Below are 21,207 nucleotides of genomic sequence, written 5' to 3' on the forward strand. Positions count from 1 at the left end.
TATCAGAAAACAATCTAAAAACAAGATTCTTTCAACAACCAAATTTATCACTATAACTTTAAAAAAATAGTCAAAAAATTAATGTTTTTTTGATTTCAGAATTCACCAACAGAAGACTTACAAACAATATAATAAGGATGCAATAGCAATAATTTATTTTAATTCAGAAAAAAATGACTTAAAATTGAAAATTCAGTCTTTCTGAAAATAAAAAAGTACCGTTAAAAAAAACGGTACTTTTAATTAAAAATAAAAAATCTAACAAAATTATTTTTAACTTTTATTTTTTCACGATTAAGAATTCACTTCTTCTGTTTTGAGCATGTTCTTCTTCAGTACATTTTTTACAATCTACTTTTGGTTCAGTCTCTCCAAATCCTTGACCTGTTATTCTTTCTTTTGCAATTCCTTTAGAAATTACATATTGAACAGTAGACTTTGCTCTTCTATCTGATAAATTCAAGTTGTATTTATCTCCACCTCTATTATCTGTGTGAGATTTAGCAAAAATTACCATCTCTGGATGCTCATTCATCACTTCAACTAATTTATCTAACTCAGCTGCTCCTTCTGCAGTAATGTTACTCTTATTGAATTCAAAGAATATCGGTTGTAAAATAACTTCTGTTTCTGTTATAATTGGTTTAAGTGGCTCTAAGTTTATTACAACTGTCGCTTTACCTCCTTCAGATTTTTCCATTGTTCCTACTCCATTCTCATATCCTAATCTTGAAGCTTGAACTGCATATTCCATTTCGCAATTGACTTTAAATACGCTTTCTCCATTTTCTGAAGTCTCTGATTTACCTGCTAATTCTAATTTATCATCAATCATTGCAACAGTAGCTCCTTGAAGTACTTTACCTGTTTTAGCATCTTTAACTGTTATAGTTGCTTCTACTCCACAGATTGGATCTGCAATGTAAATGTTATCTACACCATCTCTATTACTTGAAAAGAATCCTATTTTGTGTTGTGTATTGTAACTAAAAGCAAAATCATCTTTCTCTGAGTTTACGGGTAATCCAATATTCATTGCACTTGAGTTGTCGTTTAAATTAACTTTAAACACATCTAAACCTCCTAAACCTGCTCTTGCATCTGATGAAAAATATAATACATTATCATCTGTAACGAATGGAAAACTATCATTCCCTTCTGTATTTACTCGTGAACCTAAATTCTCAGGTGTTCCGTAAGAATCTCCATTAACGCTTACTTTCCAAATGTCTTCTCCACCTAAACCTCCAGGCATATTTGATGAAAAATACAATGTTTTACCATCTTTACTAATACTTGGATTTCTTACCGAGTATGTTTTATCATTAAAAGGTAATGCCTTTTTGTTTGACCAAGTATCGCCTTCTTTTATTGCTTTGTAAAGATAAATTTTACCAAACTTTAATTGCTTCTCTTTGTCTTTTTCAAAACCTTTACTCTCGTTGAAACTCTCACTTGCAAAATACATAGTTGATCCGTCTGAAGTAATCGTAGCCGGACCATCGTGCCATTTTGTGTTTAAGTTATCTACTGTAGTAGCTTCACTTATGGTTTTATTTGAATTATACGTTGCTTTGTACAAGTCCAAGTAAGGCTCTTCGTTTAAACCATACTCTTTTCTTGATGTGTTTCTTGCACTTGCAAAGTAAAGTGTATTATCATTGGTTAAAAAAACTCCAAAGTCTGCTTTATCACTACTAATATCAGATTTGGTTGCGCCAAATAATTTAAATTGAGCATTTATATCTGAAACATAATTTGGATTGCCGGTAAATGCTTTAGCTCTACTATCGTTTGGCTTCATTGAAGCAAATGTCTTCATTTGATTATTAGCCTCAGTATAATTGCCTTCTGCTTTTAGCATTTGAGCATACTGAAAATAGGTCTCTGCATCTTGTTTCTCCTCAACCAATTTAGCAAACCATTTTATAGCTTCTTTTGTGTTGAAAACATTATAGTAACTATCTGCTAATTGCTTATAAACATAATTATCGGCCTGCTCCTTTTCTACTAATTTTAAATATTCTGTTGCAGCTTCAGTATATTCATATCTATCAAATAACTTATCAGCTGTCTTTGTGTTTTTGTTTTGTGCACTTAGTATTCCACTAGCGATTACAAAACTTAAGGTGATATATAATTTCTTCATGTTTTTGTCGCTTTATTATTAGAAATATCTTGGTGAACTTGATACTTTTTTAGAGAATTTCAAATCAAATAACAATATAATCTCGTGTGATGACGGTGTAGCTACTTTTAAATCTGAAACAATATGATCATAAGCATAACCAATCTTAATATCAGGAGTAATGGCATAATTTACCATAGCACCAAAACTATCATCTAATCGATACGTTGCGCCAACTTCAAATTTATCATTGAACAAAAAGTTAGTTGATAAATCTAATGATGTAGGTGCGCTAAAGGCTGATTTCAACATGAAAAATGGTTTGAACTTGATAGACTCATTAACATCAAAGACATATCCTCCAGTGAAGAAATAATGAGAATATTCTGAACCAAACTCCCTACCATTAAAATCTAAATGTTTTGACTTGATAATATTAGGTACAGAAAAACCTAAATAGTATTTATTGGTATAATAAAACAAACCTGACCCAATATTCAAATACGCATTACTCGTATTCTCAGAAAAGGCAGGGTCATTTGCATCTGGCAATGTATTATAGACATCACTAAACAAACCTACTTTATGCAAAGTAACACCCGCTTTTAATCCAAAAGCTAATCTATGCTCTTCACCTAAGTTTAATGTGTATGAAAAATCACCATAAATGTTATTCTCCTCAACTGGACCAATCTTGTCAGATATAACAGATAAACCCAATCCAACATTCTTTCCAGCACGTGTATGCCCGAAAAATGTAGCTGTAGTAGGCGCATCCTCTATCTCAACCCACTGCTTCCTGTATAATAAACCCATAGAAAGGTTCTCCTTACTTCCCGCATAAGCAGGGTTCATAACACTCATATTATACATGTACTGAGTATAATGAGGATCTTGTTGTGAAAAGCCTTCTATGATAAAGCCTAACATTAATATCGAAACTAAATAAAATTTATTCATCTTAATTTTAATTTTCTCTGTTTAAATAAACCCAACCTGTTTTAGTTGTGTTGTTTTTAAAGAATATAACGTAATAATAAGTTGCTGTTGGTAATTCATTACCATTATTCGATCTTCCATTCCATTCATTTGTATAATCACGTTTTGAATAAACTTCTGTCCCATAACGATTAAATATTTCAACTTTATCAATATCAAAATTTGATAAGTCCCAGCTGTCATTTAATCCATCTCCATTTGGAGAAACACCTTTAGGAATTGAACAAAATGTATAATTAATAGTTACGAAATCATTTGTAATACATCCATTTAAAGAAACTTGAACCTCATAAGTATCAGGAGTAGCTACAACAATCATAGAATTAGAGCCAATTAAATCGCCATTACTATTAAACCACTGATAACTTGCATTCAATGTTTCCGAAGCAATTAACTGATAATCTATTCCATTACAACCGTGTGTTATCGTTACTAAAGGCGAAACTAATTGTTCATCAATGCTGAAACTTGCTGATGCAACTGAGGTACAACTTCCATTTTCTGAGGTTACTGTATAACTTGTACCAACAGTCATACCTGAGATTAATCCTGTTGCACCAACTGTAGGACCTGAAGGGGTAAATACATATGTGTTAGCCGCATTGTAATTCGTGATGCTTGAACTTCCTGCTGCTGAACAAGTAGCTGCCGAAGTTGTAATTGTTGGAACTGGTGGTGTTGTCAATTGAGCAGCATTACTAAAACTTGTTGATGCAACTGAGGTACAACTTCCATTTCCTGAGGTTACTGTATAACTTGTACCAACAGTCATACCTGAGATTAATCCTGTTGCACCAACTGTAGGGCCTGCAGGGGTAAATACATATGTGTTAGCCGCATTGTAATTCGTGATGGTTGAACTTCCTGCTGCTGAACAAGTAGCTGCCGAAGTTGTAATTGTTGGAACTGGTGGTGTTGTCAATTGAGCAGCATTACTAAAACTTGTTGATGCAACTGAGGTACAACTTCCATTTCCTGAGGTTACTGTATAACTCGTACCAACAGTCATACCTGATATTAATCCTGTTGCACCAACTGTAGGGCCTGCAGGAGTAAATACATATGTGTTAGCCGCATTGTAATTCGTGATGGTTGAACTTCCTGCTGCTGAACAGGTAGCTGCCGAAGTTGTAATTGTTGGAACTGGTGGTGTAGTCAATTGAGCAGCGTTACTAAAACTTGTTGATGCAACTGAGGTACAACTTCCATTTCCTGAGGTTACTGTATAACTTGTACCAACAGTCATACCTGAGATTAATCCTGTTGCACCAACTGTAGGGCCTGCAGGGGTAAATACATATGTGTTAGCTGCATTGTAATTCGTGATGGTTGAACTTCCTGCTGCTGAACAGGTAGCTGCCGAAGTTGTTATTGTTGGAACTGGTGGTGTTGTCAATTGAGCAGCATTACTAAAACTTGCTGATGCAACTGAGGTACAACTTCCATTTCCTGAGGTTACTGTATAACTTGTACCAACAGTCATACCTGAGATTAATCCTGTTGCACCAACTGTAGGGCCTGCAGGGGTAAATACATATGTGTTAGCCGCATTGTAATTCGTGATGGTTGAACTTCCTGCTGCTGAACAAGTAGCTGCCGAAGTTGTAATTGTTGGAACTGGTGGTGTTGTCAATTGAGCAGCATTACTAAAACTTGTTGATGCAACTGAGGTACAACTTCCATTTCCTGAGGTTACTGTATAACTTGTACCAACAGTCATACCTGAGATTAATCCTGTTGCACCAACTGTAGGGCCTGCAGGAGTAAATACATATGTGTTAGTTGCATTGTAATTCGTGATGGTTGAACTTCCTGCTGCTGAACAGGTAGCTGCCGAAGTTGTAATTGTTGGAACTGGTGGTGTAGTCAATTGAGCAGCATTACTAAAACTTGCTGATGCAACTGAGGTGCAACTTCCATTTCCTGAGGTTACTGTATAACTTGTACCAACAGTCATACCTGAGATTGATCCTGTTGCGCCAACTGTAGGGCCTGCAGGAGTAAATACATATGTGTTAGCAGCATTGTAATTCGTGATGGTTGAACTTCCTGCTGCTGAACAAGTAGCTGCCGAAGTTGTTATTGTTGGAACTGGTGGTGTAGTCAATTGAGCAGCATTACTAAAACTTGTTGATGCAACTGAGGTACAACTTCCATTTCCTGAGATTACTGTATAACTTGTACCAACAGTCATACCTGAGATTAATCCTGTTGCACCAACTGTAGGGCCTGCAGGGGTAAATACATATGTGTTAGCTGCATTGTAATTCGTGATGGTTGAACTTCCTGCTGCTGAACAGGTAGCTGCCGAAGTTGTAATTGTTGGAACTGGTGGTGTAGTCAATTGAGCAGCGTTACTAAAACTTGTTGATGCAACTGAGGTGCAACTTCCATTTCCTGAGGTTACTGTATAACTTGTACCAACAGTCATACCTGATATTAATCCTGTTGCACCAACTGTAGGGCCTGCAGGAGTAAATACATATGTGTTAGCCGCATTGTAATTCGTGATGGTTGAACTTCCTGCTGCTGAACAAGTAGCTGCCGAAGTTGTAATTGTTGGAACTGCTGGTGTAGTCAATTGAGCAGCATTACTAAAACTTGCTGATGCAACTGAGCTACAACTTCCATTTCCTGAGATTACTGTATAACTCGTACCGACCGTCATACCTGATATTAATCCTGTTGCACCAACTGTAGGGCCTGCAGGGGTAAATACATATGTGTTAGCTGCATTGTAATTCGTGATGGTTGAACTTCCTGCTGCTGAACAAGTAGCTGCCGAAGTTGTTATTGTTGGAACTGGTGGTGTAGAATTTACAGTAATTGTAACATCGGCGTTACAAGACAAATCAGATGCAGTCCATCTAAATACATTTGCGCCTGCAGAAAGACCATTTACAACTGTATTTGGATCAGTATTAGAAACGAAAGTACCTGTACCGGAAACAACACTCCACGTACCTGTTGCAGGTGAAGTGGCCGCTAATGTTGTTGAAGTAGCGTCACATAATTGTTGACTTGGACCTGCATTACAAGTAAATTCGGTAGTAAAACTTCCCGCTTCTAAATAAACGACACTATCATAAGCACCGTCATTGACATCAGTTACAATTAATTTAATATGATATGTTTGACCAGGAGTTAATCCGGTTTGTGTAGCTGTTAAAATTCTTGTATTTCCGTTTAATTGAGTTCCATCAATAGTTCCTAAATATTCTGGCGTTGGAGTATTTTGTACCCAAGCACCATTGGCCGCAGTACAATTAGCTGCATTTGGAGCTCCTCCACTTGAACCAACAACACCTGAATTTACAGAGTTGATTGAAACTTCAGAACCATTTGTTAAACGTGCAATATTTCTAGCGTCGTTAGTATAACCAGAACCACCAGAAATACCAGGGCCGCTGATTAAAAATCCAAATTTATCGTTGTAGGTAGAACATTGATAATTTATAATTCCAGAGTCATCACTATATTCTTCAGAACCAAAAATATACCTGAATACAACAGAATTTTCAACCGGAACAAAGTCAAATTCCAAAATAGATGCATTAAAATAATTTTGAGCACCTGCCAAAACATCTACATCATTAATTCCTGCAGGACATGTACCTCCTTGACGAATTTCTCCAGCAGTACACGAAGTATAATTCCTTGACATTTGACCAACAGATCTTGGATCAACTCCAAGTGTTAAAGGAATATCCGACGTATTACCAGTAGACAAAACTACTCCATTTGAAAATCCCATTTGAGCTAAAGTAGTTGTCGCCGTCGAAAAATATCCTACTTGATAACGACTTGAAACACCATAAACCCCACCAAAAACTACATTTGAGATAGTTGTTCCACTAGTAGCAGGAACTAATACTCCATCAACCAATTGAGCAGGTGTATAAGTTGTATTATCGATTGTAATTTGAGCATTAAGTTTTGTTAAACTTATGAAAACCACAAAAATAAACAGTAATTGTTTTAATTTCATTTTTAATTATTTATTAGTTTGATAGATTTTGTATAGCCATTTACACATTTAACATTTAGGATATAAACACTAGTCGGTAAAGTAATTTGTTTTAAATATGATTTTATAGATGAAGAATCTTTAGTAACATGAAATAACAATTTCCCATTTAAATCATACAATTCAATTTCATTTATGAATTCTCTAGTATTAACTTGCAATTGATTGTTAATAAAAGAAGCTACTACAGAAGTTTCAATATCTTCAATATCTTGATTTACATTTCTAGTCTTATAAATAATTTCAAATCGATTAGGATAAACAGCATGAGTAAAATGGTAATCCCCATCTTTAAGGTTTTGATAAAACCCAAGCATTTTATCATGAATATAAATATCTTGGTTTTCAAATAAACCTTCTTTTTTTGAAAGACTTATAATTAAAGAATTGGATAAGTTTATTAGACTGTAATCAATATCAATTTTATCATCAACTGAAAAAGGTGCTTTTCCTTGAATAATCAATTTCTCATTACCCAATAAAGAGTAAAACTTAACTGTAGACAAAGAATTGATTGGGCCATCATAAGCCTCATCAAAACCATTAGTTGCATTTGGCAAATAACCAATTAACTGTTCATTATACCTTCCATTTTCATCAGATAAACGCAGCCAATATCTATCAATCTCTATATTATTAACGCTTCTATAAAACTGATTGTTACTTGGAATGTCTTTTGTCCTATGCTTATTATTAAAAGTAACGGTTCCATTAACTTTAGGCCTAATCATAAAACCTTGTGCAGAAGCAATATATCCATTTGGTAAAATACCATTTGGAGTTTGCGTTGAAGCTCCTGGAACTCCTACACCTCCTGTTAAGTTAAACGAAGCATAATCAGCCTGCTGATACTCTCCACTACCAGGATAAGGCGTATTCGCTGACCACAAATAAACAGTTCCATAAATTTTATCTGTATTATCATTGTAAAAATCTTCAAATTTTATTGCTCCAGGGTATGGGTTTCCTAATAATGTAAAATTTCTAAACGCATTATCATTCCCATCATAATATTTAATACCTGCAGTATAACTACCATTATTAGATGTTCCTGAATAACTTAGTGTAATATTTGTTGGGGTTAAACCAGCTGATGTTTTTACTCTAGTTATAAAACCAGTTCCTACAGCTGGTTCAGATGCTAATGCTTGCCAACCTAGATAACTTCTATCAACCCCAAATACACAAAAATCTGGGTCCCAATAATATTTTAAATCAAAAGCTGAATTGTAATTAGACAATACTGAATTACTTACTGGTTTTCCCCAATATACATAATCCCATCTAATTTTATTACCAGTGTTTTTAGTAAAATTTATATTAGGTGTTGCAATAGGATCGTTATTTAAATCCAAAGGATGATTAACCTGAACTAAATTTGCTTTAGAAGATACATTTATGGTTCCATTATTAAATATTGAGTTTACTACATACACATATGTACCGTTAGCACCATCTACAATATCTAATGTTACTCCTGACTTAACAGTCATTTGACAAGCGTTTATATTGCCATGTGTAAGAGTATTATAATTAGCATTTAAAATAACGTGTTGAAAAATTGTAGGAGCTGAACCCTTAGACCAAGAAGAACCGTCCCACTTATTTTCTGTTACACAAGTAATTGTTGCAGAAGCCGTTCCACAAACACCATCAAAACGGTCAATACAACGTGTTACCGGCAAAGTACTAGGTAAGGCTGAAGAAGTTTCAGTATAATTTCCAAACATTTCAGGTTTATCTATAGAAACACCAGCACCATTTGCTACAATATCCCCATTACCTCCAATTGCTCCTCCTAAATCTTCAAATTTAATTTCGCCTGTAGGTAAATCTCTATTATATAAATTAACTTGGGTACCAGAATAAACATTAAAAAAAGTATTATTTTTAAAGGTTATATTAAAAGTAGGAGTAAAAGAATTTTCAAAATAAATATCTTCGCCATCATCAACAGCACTGTTATTAGTAAAAGAACACGATGAAATTAATGAAGTAATTGTTATACCGCCATTTTGATTTCTAAATGAAATAGCTCCTCCATCTGATGATCCTGTATTTGCATTTGAATCGTTACCTGTAAAACTACAATTATCTATATTAATTGTAGAACTTACCGTTGGATAAATACAAATAGCACCCCCTCCTTCTGGGCCGACACTTCCTCTAACAAAATTATTATTAAAACAAGAACCTGTTATATTTACAGTTCCTCCTTCAACACATATTGCTCCACCTCTAGACGCCTCATTATCATCAAAAGTACAATTATTTACTGTTACATTAGCAGTACTTCCTGTTACCAATAGTCCACCTCCATTTAATGCAGAAATAACATTATTATTAATACTACAATTATCTAAAACCAAAGTAGCGTTTACAACTTTAAAAGCACCGCCATAATTTGCAGCACCTACTCTATTACAGGGACCACCTGAGTTTCTAAATGTAGCACTTGTAGCAGCTCCAGTTACCAAAACAGCACCTTGACCCGCACTACCTACATTTGCATATATTGTTACTCTATTAAATTCAATACCAGTTCCTGACGTTATTGAGACCGCAATACCATCACTTGCTAAATTATATTCTGTAATGGTTAATTTAGAAACTTTCACATTACTTACAGATATAACTCCCCAACGGTTTACTCCAGAAGTCCTTTTAAAAACAGTCATTTCTTCTCCCGCTCCAATTATTTGAACTTCTTTATTAATTGATAAACCTACATCATTATAATTACCATGATCCACATAAATAATATCTCCATTAACTGCAATAGCTAGTGCTTGTGCAAGAGTTGCTTTTGGGGTTGCGGGAGTAAGTCCATTATTACCAGCATTACCAGCTGCTGTGGTATAAACGTCATCGGTTGTAAGAGCATTATTAACATAAATATTTACTGCAAATAAATCACCTCCTATAAATAGAAATGATATTAATAAGCATGTTTTTAAAAAAAGTAATTTTCTTTTCATAAATTTCATAATAATTAGTTAACTATTTATCAATCAACGAATCAAAAGTAATTAATTAAGTATCTTTAAATATGTAAAAAAAAAACTATTTTTGTAAATCAGATTTTAGTTTATGGAAATTCAAAAAAACACTCTAAACCTTATATTATCAATGACAATGAATGAAAAAAGACATTTTAAAATCTTTTTTCAGAAGATAAATTTTGGAAGTCAGAATAAATACCTTATTATTTTTGATTTAATTAACAAATATGGAAAAATTGATGAAAAATTAATCAAAGACCACCTAAATGATTACGAATATTCTATAAAAAACATATCATATGATATAAATTATTTAAACAAACTTATTTTAAGAGCTTTAAACGATTTTCATTCTGAAAAAACAATTAGTTTAAAAGTAAAAGAAAATTTAAAGTCTATAGAAATTCTATTTTACAAAGGCTTATATGACGAATGCTTAAAGCTAATTAACAAAGCAAAAAAAATATGTGCTAAGAACGAAAATCTTTCTTTGACACTTGAGCTATTAAGTTGGGAAAAAAAATGTTCAGGTTATTCATTTGGACTTCAAGCCGCTAAAGAAGTAAATGAAAAAGTTGATGTATATATTGACAAATTAGTTGAAAACAGATTAATTACTGATTTGTATTACAAAAGTTATTTAATAAAAAATTCAATTGGTAAAACTTCAAACAAAAAAATCAATACTCAAATAATTGAAATTATTGATAACGAAACTATTAAAAATTTCAATATTGAAAACAACTCAATTCAAACTCAAATATTTTACAAACTAATTTTTGCAAATTATTACCATGTAATCGAAGACTCTAAAAAAGAGCTTTTATTTTTAGAACAGGCGAGTGAAATTTCAAATAATAATGATTACTACAAAAAAGAAAATCCACTGGATTATATTTCGATTTTTATCAGAATAATTGATATCTATAAAAAAAGCAACAATAATACATTTTACGACAAAGTAAATGAGTTAAGAAACTTTGAAAACATTTTAGATTTTCAAAAAGAAGTATCAATTGAACGAATTTTTATCCACACAAATCAAGCAGAACTAGACTTTTTAATTTTCAACAATGATATTGAAAATGCCAAAATCAAGATGAATGATTTAATTAAAAAACTAAATCATAATAAATTCAACATTGAACCTTATCATTACATTGCTATTTATTATCAATTTTCTGCAATTAACTTACTGCAAACTGAATATTCTCAAAGTTTAAAATTCATTAACAAAGCTTTAAATGAATTCAAATTAAACGAAAGACCTAATACATACATCAAATCAGAAATTTTAAACATTGTAATCCATTTTAAACTTAAAAATCATAAACTTGTTTTATACTGTTTTGAGAACTTTAACAAAAAATACAAAAAAATATATAAGTTAAGTTTTATTGAAAAAAACCTACTAAATACAATATTAAAAATTTCACAAAACCCACTTTCAACAAATACTAAAAATGAGTTTGGAAAACTATTGAAAAAGATTGAAAATAAGAACAATAAAAACGAATTAGTTTCAGATAAAGTATTACACTATTTTATAATGAAAAATATTTCAAACAATTAAATTCATTATTTTAAAACTATCTTTGTTTACTTAACAATTATAATGAACAACACACTTTTATCTTCGCCTTTACAAGGTTTTACCGATTTTCGCTTTCGTAACGCATTTCAAAAATATTTTGGAGGAATAGATACTTTCTATTCACCATACATTCGTTTAAACGGAAAATTAGTAATTAAAGGTTCCTATGAACGTGATATTTTACCTGAAAACAATACATCTTTGGAAGTAATTCCGCAAATTATTACAAATGATGCTGATGAATTTGTTTTTGTTGCCAAATATGTACAATCGTTAGGCTATAAAGAATTGAATTGGAATTTAGGTTGCCCTTACCCTATGGTTGCAAAGTGTGGAATGGGTTCTGGATTAATTAGTAATACTTCACAAATAGAACACATTTTAGAAAGAGCACATTCTGAAACCGATATTATTGTTTCGATGAAAATGAGAATGGGTTATGAAGAACCAACTGAAATTTTAGATGTTTTCCCTATTTTAGATAAATACCCAATTAAGAATGTTGCCATTCATGCTCGAATTGGTAAGCAATTATACAAAGGCGGAGTGGATTTAGATTCGTTTCAGCGTTGTTTAGATGCTTCTAAACAAAAACTATACTATAATGGAGATATTACATCTGTAGAAAAATACAGAGAGCTACAAGAACGTTTTCCAACTATTGACCATTGGATGATAGGAAGAGGTTTAATTGCTGATCCTTTTTTACCAAGTATGATTAGAGATAATACAGCTGAATATCCTGAAAACAGATATGAAATTTTTAAAGAATTTCACGATACTATTTTTGAACAATACGATGCTTATTTGTCTGGACCAACGCCAATACGCATGAAAATGCTTGGTTTTTGGGAATATTTTGCGGAGTCGTTTCCAAATCCTCAAAAGACGTTTAAGAAAATTAAAAAAGCAGGAAATACTAAAAATTATGTTGCTGCGGTGGAAGATATTTTTAAAGAAGTTAGATAAAAAATGTTACTATTCAACTAAAATTTCTTTTTCGAAATATTTTATAATTTGAACACCATCAGTTGAAGTTGAATCTAGAAAATTCTTTTTAGAATATGCAATGATATAACCTCTTATTGTTTTTAAACCATATTCATTAAATTTGACGGAAAACTGATTACCTTCCTTTTTCTTTTTCACAAACAATGTATCTAAATGTACATCATTTACATTACTAAAATCAGAATCAATTTCTTCACTGTAACAAAAAGCTATGTAAGGAAAATTGTTTTTTGTAAAAAAATCAACTTTACAATCATATTCTTTATCTTTCTTTTTAAGAAAACTTAAATTGAAAAAAGTACTCTTTAACGAATCGATTGTTCCATCATTTTTGTAAAAATAATTTTGATTATAATAAGGAACACCCTTATAGTTTATAAATTCTATTTTTTCTAAAATTTTATTTTGTGTATCATATACTTCCCACCAACCAGAATAGTCGCCTTTAGTAGTAATTTTCCCATAAGAAACTCTATCAATAATTCCATTTTTATATATGTTTTTAATTGCATTTAGATCTTCATCGACTTCACTTTCAGCCAATAATTCCCCATTATTAAATTCTTTAATATTACTAATAAAATTATCTTTATAATTTACAACAGTATATAACACACCTTTACTTGTATAATACTCTTTTTTTATGATGTTTCCATTTTTATCTGAATAATCAAAAGAATGAGGCTTACCTTTTAAATAATCAGGTAACTCTTTCGAGATTTCATCCTTACAACTTATAAACATCAAAGTGATTAAGAATAAGGCAAGTTTATTTTTCATATGAATGATTATAATATATTTGTTATTTAAACTTGAAGTTTATTACCTATTTTCTTACCTATTTTATATGCTATAAAAAGTCCAATAATTATAATGAGTAAGTTCCCAAAAACATACAAAGTATAATAAACAGCATTGTCTTTTGTGAAAAAGCAAAAATCTTCCGTAATACAAATTTCTTCGTTTTCAGTAGAAAATTGTGTTAGCAAAAAAGAAAGTAAAAGCAAAACAAAAAACGAAACTACAAAATACTTAATTTCTTTATGAATTGGTTTTTTCCCTGTTGGTTGAAATACATTTCGTTCTTCTTCAGAACGCTTATTGTTTTGAAGTGACCAAATTACTTTTTTTGCTTCGTCGTCTACATTCATATCAATTACAATGTCAAAATTCAATTATAAGTTCTTACTTCATCAAAGTGACTAAAGTTGCAAAATCAACTTTTTGTTGTTCCCCAGTAGCTAAATTTTTCAATGAGAATAAATTGTTTTTCATTTCATCTTCCCCTACTACAACTGCAAATGGAATTCCGCGTTTATCGGCATGTTGAAATTGTTTTCCAATTTTAGCATTATCTGGATACATTTCTACTTTTAAACCATTTTTACGCAATTGTGAAATGGCTTTCATTGCATATTTTGCTTCCGCATCACCAAAGTTTAAAAACAATGCTTTTGATGTTGCAGTAACGGTTTCAGGAAATAATTTCAATTCTTCGATTACTAATGCAATTCGGTCTAAACCAAAAGAAATTCCTACGCCACTCATGTTTTTCAATCCGAAGATTCCAGTTAAATCGTCGTAACGACCACCGCCACCTATTGAACCCATAGCAACACCTTTTGGCGCACCTACTTCAAAAATAGCACCTGTGTAATAATTTAAACCTCTTGCTAAAGTAACATCTAAATCTAAGTTGGCAGTTTGTAAACCTAATTCGGTAACATTTTCGCAAATAAAAGTCAACTCCTCTACTCCTTTCATTCCTTCTTCAGAAGTTGAAAGTAATGCAGCTAATTTTTCGATTTTCTGATTTATCGAACCTGTAAAATTGAATAACGGTTGTACTTTTACAATCGCTTCTTCTGAAATACCTTTTTCAAGCATTTCTTTCTTTACACCGTCTTCGCCAATTTTATCTAACTTATCTAAAGCAACGGTAAAATCGATTAATTTATCAGAAGCACCAATAACCTCAGCAATTCCCGACAAAATTTTTCTATTGTTTATTTTAATGGTAACGCCGTTTAATCCTAATTGAGAAAAAACCGAATCGTATAATTGCACCAATTCCACTTCTTGCCAAAGCGAATTAGAACCTACTACATCGGCATCACACTGAAAAAATTCTCTAAAACGACCTTTTTGTGGTCTATCTGCTCTCCAAACGGGTTGAATTTGGTAACGTTTAAACGGAAATTCAATTTCGTTTTGGTGTTGTACCACATATCTTGCAAACGGAACCGTTAAATCGTAACGCAAGGCTTTTTCTGAAATTTGAGAAGTTAATTTCAAACTATCTTTATTCTCTAAATGCGTAGTATCTGCTTTACTTAAATAATCTCCAGAATTCAAAATTTTAAAAATAAGTCTATCGCCTTCTTCACCGTATTTTCCCATTAACGTTTCTGAATTCTCAAAAGAAGGAGTTTCAATAGGTTGAAATCCGAATTTTTCAAAATTAGATTTAATGATTGAAAATATATAGTTACGCTTTGCTACTTCTGCTGGAGAAAAATCACGTGTTCCTTTTGGTATACTTGGTTTTTGAGCCATGTTAAAATTTAGAATTTAGAATTTAGAATTTAGAATTTCCTAAAATTGGGAATTCTAATCTAAAACATATTTTATTTAGTATTGATTCGGGTTTTGGTATTCTTTAAAGTTGTAACGAAAATTGCTGTTAATTCATTTGCTTCATTTAAAAGTTCTTTCAATGTGTTATTATCGACAAAATTTAGATCTTGAAGAACTTCTAACCAAAATAAAGATTCATCAGCTTCTTCTAAAACAATATTCATTTTTGATAAAAATTCATTGTCGCTTCTTGCTCTTAACGATGCTCTATAATTTGCTCCAACAGAACTTCCAGATCTACCTAATTGATTTACAATTATTCGAGTTGAACTTTTCGAAGGTAGACTATCAACCAAATTCAAAATTGAAATAGTAAATGTTTTCGTTCGCTTTTTTAAGTCAAATTCTTTCATTGAATACTTTTTGCAAATATCGAACATATTGTGCATTATAAAAAACAATTATTACTTTCTAAATTACAAATCGTATTTTCTGAATTCAAATTTCTAAATTCTAACTTTATTTGTGTAACAAATTACAAACTCTATAGTCTAATACACCATGGTAGGATTATTTAAAGAAAATACAAAAATTGCAATTGACTCAATTAAGAGTCAGGCATTACGAACATCGTTAACTGTTTTTATTATTGCATTAGGAATTACTGCATTAGTTGGAATTCTTACGGTTGTTTCGGCTTTACAAAATACTATTATGAATGATTTTGCTTCTATGGGAGCAAATACTTTTTCTATGAGTCGATATGATTTTTCAGCAGAAATTAATCAGAATGATGTTGAGCAAAAAGTTAACCCTATCATAAGTTATCCAGAAGCAAAAGAATTTCAAGACAAATACAATTTCCCTTTCACATCAACTTCATTATCTTTTACAGCAGCATCTGGCGTTGAAGTAAAGTACCAAGGCGAAAAAACAGATCCAGAAATTACCATTCTTGGTGTAGATGAAAACTTTTGCCCAAATAAGGGATTAGAAGTTACTAAAGGAAGAAATTTCAATTCATTTGATGTAGACAATAACAACTTTGTTTGTGTATTAGGTTCGGATTTTGAAAAAGGCTTGTTTAAAGACAAAAATCCTTTAGATAAAATCATTTCTATAAGAGGCGCAAAATTTAAAGTAATTGGTGTTTTAAAAGAAAAAGGGTCAACATTTGGAAACAGTCAAGATTTACGTGTTTTAATTCCAAATCAATTGGCTCGTTCCATTTTTTCGGCACCAAATATCAATTATGAATTGAATATTATGGCAAATAATGAAGCTTTATTAGACGAAGCGGTAGACAATGCCATTATTACGATGCGCCAAGTAAGAAAACTAAATCCGGTTGAAAAAAACAACTTTGGAATTGAACGAAGTGATGATTTAATTCAAACATTACTATCAAACACAGAAGTTTTAAGTCTTACTGCTTGGGTTATTGGTATCATTACAGTTTTTGGTTCGTCAATTGCATTGATGAATATTATGTTGGTTTCGGTTACCGAAAGAACACGTGAAATAGGCATTAGAAAATCATTAGGTGCAAAAAGAACTACAATAGCTTGGCAATTTTTTACTGAAACATTAGTAATTGGTCAGTTAGGTGGTATTGTTGGAATTATTCTTGGAATCTCTATTGGATTTGCAATTGCAGTTGCAATTGGATTTACGTTTACCATTCCTTGGATGGCAATGATTGCTGCATTTATTACCACTTTTGTTGTTACTATATTCTCTGGTTTGTATCCTGCAATTAAGGCTTCTAAATTAGATCCTGTTGAGGCGCTGAGACATGAATAAATTAGTGATTAGTGATTAGTGATTAGTGATTAGTGATTAGTGAAATTATAATTCATAATTCATAATTCATAATTCATAATTCATAATTCATAATTCATAATTCATAATTCATAATTAACTATAAATTACATCTTATCATTCTGTCGTTTCCGTAAATATCTTTTTTCAATTCAATGTTTTTAAAACCTAATTGCTCCAATAACTCAACCGTTTCTTCACCTAAATACTGGTTGATTTCAAAAAATAATTGTCCGCTTTCAGTTAGGCTTTCTTTTGCCAATTGTACAATTTTTCGATAAAAAAGCAACGCATCATTATCTTCTACAAATAATGCCAAGTGCGGTTCATATTCCAATACATTCTTTTTGATTTCTTGCTTTTCGAGATTACGAACGTATGGCGGATTGGAAACGATTACGTCAAACTTACCTGAATTAAGACTTCTCGACTCCGCTCGAAGTGACAAACTTAAATTTTCAACTTCTAAAATGTTCTGAAGAATGAAATGTACTTCTACTTTATTTTCAACAGCGTTTCGCTTTGCTACTTTTAAAGCTTCTTCTGAAATTTCAATGGCAAAAACTTCCGCTTGTGGAATATTTTTTTTAATTGAAATAGGAATACAACCTGTTCCTGTTCCAATATCCAAAACGGTAATAGCTTTTGGGTTTTGGGTTTTAGGAAATTTGCTAACAATCCAATCGACTAATTCTTCTGTTTCCGGACGAGGAATTAATGTATGTTCATTAACATAGAATTTTGAATCATAAAACCACGTTTCACCAATAATATATTGAATGGGTTTTTCGGTTTTTAATTCTGAAATTATAGCTTCCCATTTTCGAACCTCTTCTTCCGAAATTTCAAAATTTGGATTCAAAGCCAAATCAATTCGTTTTAATCCATGTAAATATTCGGTTAAAATAAAATAGAAACTTTCTACTTCATCTATACCATGAATTTCGATTAATTCATTAAAAAAATATGTTTTTAATTCTTTTATTATCATCTATAATTTTTTAGTCATCCAAACCTGGCAACTATTATGCCCTGTGTTTCCCAATGGTCCATCAATATTCTCAAAACCAATTCTCTTATACAACTTTTGTGCAGCAGTCATAAAAGACAAGGTTTCTAAATAGCACATTTCAAAACCTGCTTCTTTTGCAAATTCTAAACAGTTTTGAATTATTTTTTCAGCAAAGCCAGTTCCTCTAATTTCAGGAGAAAAGTACATTTTTTGCAATTCACAAATTGTTTCTACTTCATTTTCCAAAGGAGCAATTCCACAACCTCCAACTACTTTTCCTTCTTTTTCAACCACATAGTATTTAGTCCTTTTTTCTTGATAAACTTCAAATAAAGTATCCAAAATAGGATCGGCATAGGCTGTACCTACTTTTGGCGCGTCTAATTCATGAAAAATTTCACGAATTACTTTTGCAATTTGTTTATTATCATTTTGCTGGATTTCTCTAATCAACATATTTCGTAAATTGAAGTGTAAAAGTAAACAAATTGAAAACATGATATATTAAAGCTATCATAAAAATACTACTTTTGTAAAATGACTACGCATGAAAAATACATGGCTCGTTGCATTCAATTGGCAAAAAACGGATTAGGAACAACTTATCCAAATCCTTTAGTGGGAAGTGTTATTGTTTACAACGGTAAAATAATTGGAGAAGGTTGGCATCAAAAAGCAGGAGAAGCTCATGCCGAAGTGAATGCAATAAACTCTGTAAAAGACAAAGCATTACTTTCTAAATCTACAATATATGTTAGTCTAGAACCTTGTAGTCATTTTGGAAAAACTCCTCCTTGTGCAGACTTAATTAGTTATCATAAAATCCCAAATGTAGTTATTGGTGCAATTGATTCATTTGCTAAAGTAGCCGGAAACGGAATTAAGAAACTAATGGAGTCTGGAGCTAAAATTACTTTAGGAATTTTAGAAAAAGAATGCAAAGAACTAAACAAGCGATTTTTTACGTTTCATGAAAAAAAACGACCGTACATCATTTTAAAATGGGCAGAAACCGAAGATGGATTTATTGCTCCGTTAGAAAAAGACGAAAAAAAACCAGTTTGGATAACCAACCAGTACTCTAGACAATTAGTTCATAAATGGCGTACAGAAGAACAAGGAATTTTAGTAGGAACAAATACAGTTTTAGAAGACAATCCAAGTTTAGATGCGCGAGATTATTTTGGATATAATCCCATTAGAATTGTTATTGATAAAAACAATAAAATTGACGAAACTTTTCAAATAAAAAACAAAAAAACAAAAACAATAATTATTAATAATAGAGAAATTTTAACAAAAAATGATGATATTTTGTATAAAAATATTATATTTGATTCCATTTTTACTGAAAATATTCTTAATTATTTACATTTTTTAAATATTCAGTCTGTAATAATAGAAGGAGGAAAGAAAACAATTCAAGGTTTTATAGACGAAGGTTTATGGGATGAAGCAAGAGTTTTTTCGAATACAATAAAATTTAAAAATGGAATTGAAGCCCCAAAACTCAATTGTAAAAACTTTACTGATTTTCAAATAAAGAACGATCAACTTAAAATATTTAGAAATTATGATTGATACTATTATTTTTGATTTTGGGAATATTTTTATAGACATAGACCAAAAAGCTACTGAAAAAGCTTTCATTAAACTAGGCATTAAAGAATGGACGGAAGACTTAGAACTTTCCAACCAACTCTATGAGTTAGGAAAGATAGATGAACTTGAGTTTATGTCTGTTATTCAAAAACATATTCCTACCGTAGATATACTTACAATAAGAAATGCATGGAATATTCAAGTTGGCGATTTTCCTTTAAAAAGATTAGAATTTTTACAGTTAATTTCCAATCAATATAGAGTGCTTTTACTAAGCAATGCAGACAAAACACATATTGATAGATTTGAACACAAATTTGGTGTTTCATTTGCAAGAGATTTTTACAGTTGTTTTGAAAAAGTGTATTTTTCATTTGAATTTGGATTCAGAAAACCCGACATTAAAGCTTTTCAATTAATCATAAACAACCATAACCTTTCACCAAAAAAAACGCTTTTTATTGACGATACAGACACAAATATCGAAAGTGCTAAAAATATTGGATTACAAACCTGGCATCTTAATCCCAAGAATGAAGATGTAACCCAATTACTTGAGAAACTAAAAGAGGCTTATGCTTAATTTATTACTCGCTATTGTTTTTTCGAGTTTTTTATATTTAATATTTAAATCATTCGTTAAATTCAACATCAATACTTTACAAGCAATTATATTTAATTATGTTATTGCTTTTTTTGTTGGATATTTTATAAGCCCTATAAATTTTGAACTATCAAAAATACTTTCTGCTCCTTGGTTACTTGGTTCTGTTTTTTTAGGATTTATGTTTATTTGTGTTTTTAATATTTTAGGAAAAACAACACAGGTAAACGGAATTTCTGTTGCATCAGTATCTAGTAAAATGGCCATGATAATTCCTATTCTATTTGGAATAATTGTTTTTAATGAAAATTTAGGAATTAATAAATTAACAGGAATAATAATTGCATTATTGGCCGTTTATTTTACATCAAAAAAAGAAAAAGGCGAACTCCAAACATCTAATTATATATTACCCTTACTTTTATTTTTGGGTGCTGGTATAATAGACACAAGCATGAATTACATACAACATTATTATATAAAAGAAGACGAAACAAGCATTTTTGCTTCATGTACTTTCATCTTTGCTTTTACATTTGGAATATTATTTTTTTTGATAAACAGTATAAAAGTTGGAAATAAGATAAAAGGCAAAAATTTACTTGCAGGAATAGTTTTAGGCGTACCCAACTATTTTTCAATGTATTATTTAATAAAAGCATTACAAAATAAAAATTTAGAAAGCGCAACTATTTTCACATTAATAAATATAGGTGTAATTTTGCTCACAACTATTTTTAGTTTAATCATTTTTAATGAGAAAATTAGAAAGCAAAATTTCATTGGAATTTTACTTGCAATAGTTGCAGTTTTCTTAGTTACCCAATAAA

Annotated in this window: 16 protein-coding genes; 6 read left to right on the forward strand and 10 right to left on the reverse strand. The window is 31.2% G+C overall.

What is annotated here, in order from left to right:
* Positions 1 to 280 precede the first annotated feature (280 nt).
* Genes ACQ65T_RS00210 through ACQ65T_RS00225 form a run of 4 tightly spaced genes read right to left on the reverse strand, consistent with a single transcriptional unit; the run spans position 281 to position 10,132 of the window.
* On the reverse strand, positions 281 to 2,149 hold the full coding sequence (locus ACQ65T_RS00210; protein WP_430399107.1) for an OmpA family protein: 1,869 nt from the start codon (positions 2,147 to 2,149) through the stop codon (positions 281 to 283).
* 18 nt (positions 2,150 to 2,167) lie between these two features.
* Complete coding sequence (locus tag ACQ65T_RS00215; protein ID WP_430399108.1) at positions 2,168 to 3,088, reverse strand: PorP/SprF family type IX secretion system membrane protein; 921 nt, start codon at positions 3,086 to 3,088, stop codon at positions 2,168 to 2,170.
* 7 nt (positions 3,089 to 3,095) lie between these two features.
* The gene (locus tag ACQ65T_RS00220; RefSeq protein ID WP_430399109.1) at positions 3,096 to 7,115 is read right to left on the reverse strand and encodes a choice-of-anchor L domain-containing protein; all 4,020 of its coding nucleotides are present in this window, start codon (positions 7,113 to 7,115) and stop codon (positions 3,096 to 3,098) included.
* A 2-nt stretch (positions 7,116 to 7,117) separates the two neighbouring features.
* Positions 7,118 to 10,132 carry a hypothetical protein gene (locus tag ACQ65T_RS00225; protein ID WP_430399110.1) on the reverse strand — a complete coding sequence of 1,005 codons (3,015 nt, stop codon included), beginning with the start codon at positions 10,130 to 10,132 and terminating at the stop codon, positions 7,118 to 7,120.
* 112 nt (positions 10,133 to 10,244) lie between these two features.
* On the opposite strand from ACQ65T_RS00225, the gene ACQ65T_RS00230 reads away from it, so the two are divergent.
* Together ACQ65T_RS00230 and ACQ65T_RS00235 are read left to right on the forward strand one after the other, a co-directional pair.
* Positions 10,245 to 11,729, forward strand: coding sequence for a hypothetical protein (locus tag ACQ65T_RS00230; RefSeq protein ID WP_430399111.1), 1,485 nt, complete (start codon positions 10,245 to 10,247; stop codon positions 11,727 to 11,729).
* 42 nt (positions 11,730 to 11,771) lie between these two features.
* A complete protein-coding gene (locus tag ACQ65T_RS00235) occupies positions 11,772 to 12,719 on the forward strand; it encodes a tRNA dihydrouridine synthase (RefSeq protein WP_430399112.1) in 948 nt (315 codons plus the stop codon).
* Positions 12,720 to 12,728: 9 nt separating this feature from the next.
* On the opposite strand, the gene ACQ65T_RS00240 is transcribed toward ACQ65T_RS00235, so the two are convergent.
* The 4 genes from ACQ65T_RS00240 to ACQ65T_RS00255 form a co-directional block, all read right to left on the reverse strand.
* The gene (locus ACQ65T_RS00240; RefSeq protein ID WP_430399113.1) at positions 12,729 to 13,541 is read right to left on the reverse strand and encodes a hypothetical protein; all 813 of its coding nucleotides are present in this window, start codon (positions 13,539 to 13,541) and stop codon (positions 12,729 to 12,731) included.
* A gap of 26 nt (positions 13,542 to 13,567) precedes the next feature.
* On the reverse strand, positions 13,568 to 13,936 hold the full coding sequence (locus ACQ65T_RS00245; protein ID WP_430399114.1) for a hypothetical protein: 369 nt from the start codon (positions 13,934 to 13,936) through the stop codon (positions 13,568 to 13,570).
* Between the two features lie 10 nt (positions 13,937 to 13,946).
* Positions 13,947 to 15,317, reverse strand: coding sequence for a histidine--tRNA ligase (gene hisS, locus ACQ65T_RS00250; RefSeq protein WP_430399115.1), 1,371 nt, complete (start codon positions 15,315 to 15,317; stop codon positions 13,947 to 13,949).
* Between the two features lie 71 nt (positions 15,318 to 15,388).
* Positions 15,389 to 15,751, reverse strand: a complete 363-nt coding sequence (locus tag ACQ65T_RS00255) for a four helix bundle protein (protein ID WP_430399116.1) — start codon at positions 15,749 to 15,751, stop codon at positions 15,389 to 15,391.
* A 148-nt stretch (positions 15,752 to 15,899) separates the two neighbouring features.
* Here ACQ65T_RS00255 and ACQ65T_RS00260 point away from each other — a divergent pair, with 148 nt between their 5' ends.
* The gene (locus ACQ65T_RS00260) at positions 15,900 to 17,141 is read left to right on the forward strand and encodes an ABC transporter permease (RefSeq protein WP_430399117.1); all 1,242 of its coding nucleotides are present in this window, start codon (positions 15,900 to 15,902) and stop codon (positions 17,139 to 17,141) included.
* A 118-nt stretch (positions 17,142 to 17,259) separates the two neighbouring features.
* Here the strand turns inward: ACQ65T_RS00260 and prmC are convergent, their stop codons facing one another.
* Positions 17,260 to 18,150, reverse strand: coding sequence for a peptide chain release factor N(5)-glutamine methyltransferase (gene prmC, locus ACQ65T_RS00265; protein WP_430399118.1), 891 nt, complete (start codon positions 18,148 to 18,150; stop codon positions 17,260 to 17,262).
* Positions 18,151 to 18,627: a GNAT family N-acetyltransferase gene (locus ACQ65T_RS00270; RefSeq protein ID WP_430399119.1), complete on the reverse strand. Its 477-nt coding sequence runs from the start codon at positions 18,625 to 18,627 to the stop codon at positions 18,151 to 18,153.
* A gap of 81 nt (positions 18,628 to 18,708) precedes the next feature.
* Between ACQ65T_RS00270 and ribD the strand changes: the two genes are divergently transcribed.
* From ribD to ACQ65T_RS00285, 3 genes are read left to right on the forward strand one after another with little or no spacing between them, the layout of a single operon-like run.
* Positions 18,709 to 19,752, forward strand: a complete 1,044-nt coding sequence (ribD, locus tag ACQ65T_RS00275; protein ID WP_430399120.1) for a bifunctional diaminohydroxyphosphoribosylaminopyrimidine deaminase/5-amino-6-(5-phosphoribosylamino)uracil reductase RibD — start codon at positions 18,709 to 18,711, stop codon at positions 19,750 to 19,752.
* On the forward strand, positions 19,745 to 20,356 hold the full coding sequence (locus tag ACQ65T_RS00280; protein WP_430399121.1) for an HAD-IA family hydrolase: 612 nt from the start codon (positions 19,745 to 19,747) through the stop codon (positions 20,354 to 20,356). Before ribD ends, ACQ65T_RS00280 begins: the two co-directional genes overlap by 8 nt.
* Positions 20,349 to 21,206, forward strand: a complete 858-nt coding sequence (locus ACQ65T_RS00285; protein ID WP_430399122.1) for an EamA family transporter — start codon at positions 20,349 to 20,351, stop codon at positions 21,204 to 21,206. The genes ACQ65T_RS00280 and ACQ65T_RS00285 overlap by 8 nt, the downstream gene beginning before the upstream one ends.
* Position 21,207 lies beyond the last annotated feature (1 nt).

Source organism: Flavobacterium sp. (genome assembly GCF_965284515.1).
GTDB lineage: Bacteria > Bacteroidota > Bacteroidia > Flavobacteriales > Flavobacteriaceae > Flavobacterium.

Excerpts from the sequence above, each read along its gene's own strand:
- ACQ65T_RS00235 (WP_430399112.1), top strand. The coding sequence starts at position 11,772 with ATGAACAACACACTTTTATCTTCGCCTTTACAAGGTTTTACCGATTTT.
- ACQ65T_RS00285 (WP_430399122.1), top strand. The coding sequence starts at position 20,349 with ATGCTTAATTTATTACTCGCTATTGTTTTTTCGAGTTTTTTATATTTA.
- hisS (WP_430399115.1), bottom strand. The coding sequence starts at position 15,317 with ATGGCTCAAAAACCAAGTATACCAAAAGGAACACGTGATTTTTCTCCA.
- ACQ65T_RS00225 (WP_430399110.1), bottom strand. The coding sequence starts at position 10,132 with ATGAAAAGAAAATTACTTTTTTTAAAAACATGCTTATTAATATCATTT.
- ACQ65T_RS00210 (WP_430399107.1), bottom strand. The coding sequence starts at position 2,149 with ATGAAGAAATTATATATCACCTTAAGTTTTGTAATCGCTAGTGGAATA.
- ACQ65T_RS00260 (WP_430399117.1), top strand. The coding sequence starts at position 15,900 with ATGGTAGGATTATTTAAAGAAAATACAAAAATTGCAATTGACTCAATT.
- ACQ65T_RS00230 (WP_430399111.1), top strand. The coding sequence starts at position 10,245 with ATGGAAATTCAAAAAAACACTCTAAACCTTATATTATCAATGACAATG.
- ACQ65T_RS00240 (WP_430399113.1), bottom strand. The coding sequence starts at position 13,541 with ATGAAAAATAAACTTGCCTTATTCTTAATCACTTTGATGTTTATAAGT.
- ACQ65T_RS00255 (WP_430399116.1), bottom strand. The coding sequence starts at position 15,751 with ATGAAAGAATTTGACTTAAAAAAGCGAACGAAAACATTTACTATTTCA.
- prmC (WP_430399118.1), bottom strand. The coding sequence starts at position 18,150 with ATGATAATAAAAGAATTAAAAACATATTTTTTTAATGAATTAATCGAA.
- ACQ65T_RS00270 (WP_430399119.1), bottom strand. The coding sequence starts at position 18,627 with ATGTTGATTAGAGAAATCCAGCAAAATGATAATAAACAAATTGCAAAA.
- ACQ65T_RS00280 (WP_430399121.1), top strand. The coding sequence starts at position 19,745 with ATGATTGATACTATTATTTTTGATTTTGGGAATATTTTTATAGACATA.
- ACQ65T_RS00215 (WP_430399108.1), bottom strand. The coding sequence starts at position 3,088 with ATGAATAAATTTTATTTAGTTTCGATATTAATGTTAGGCTTTATCATA.
- ACQ65T_RS00220 (WP_430399109.1), bottom strand. The coding sequence starts at position 7,115 with ATGAAATTAAAACAATTACTGTTTATTTTTGTGGTTTTCATAAGTTTA.
- ribD (WP_430399120.1), top strand. The coding sequence starts at position 18,709 with ATGACTACGCATGAAAAATACATGGCTCGTTGCATTCAATTGGCAAAA.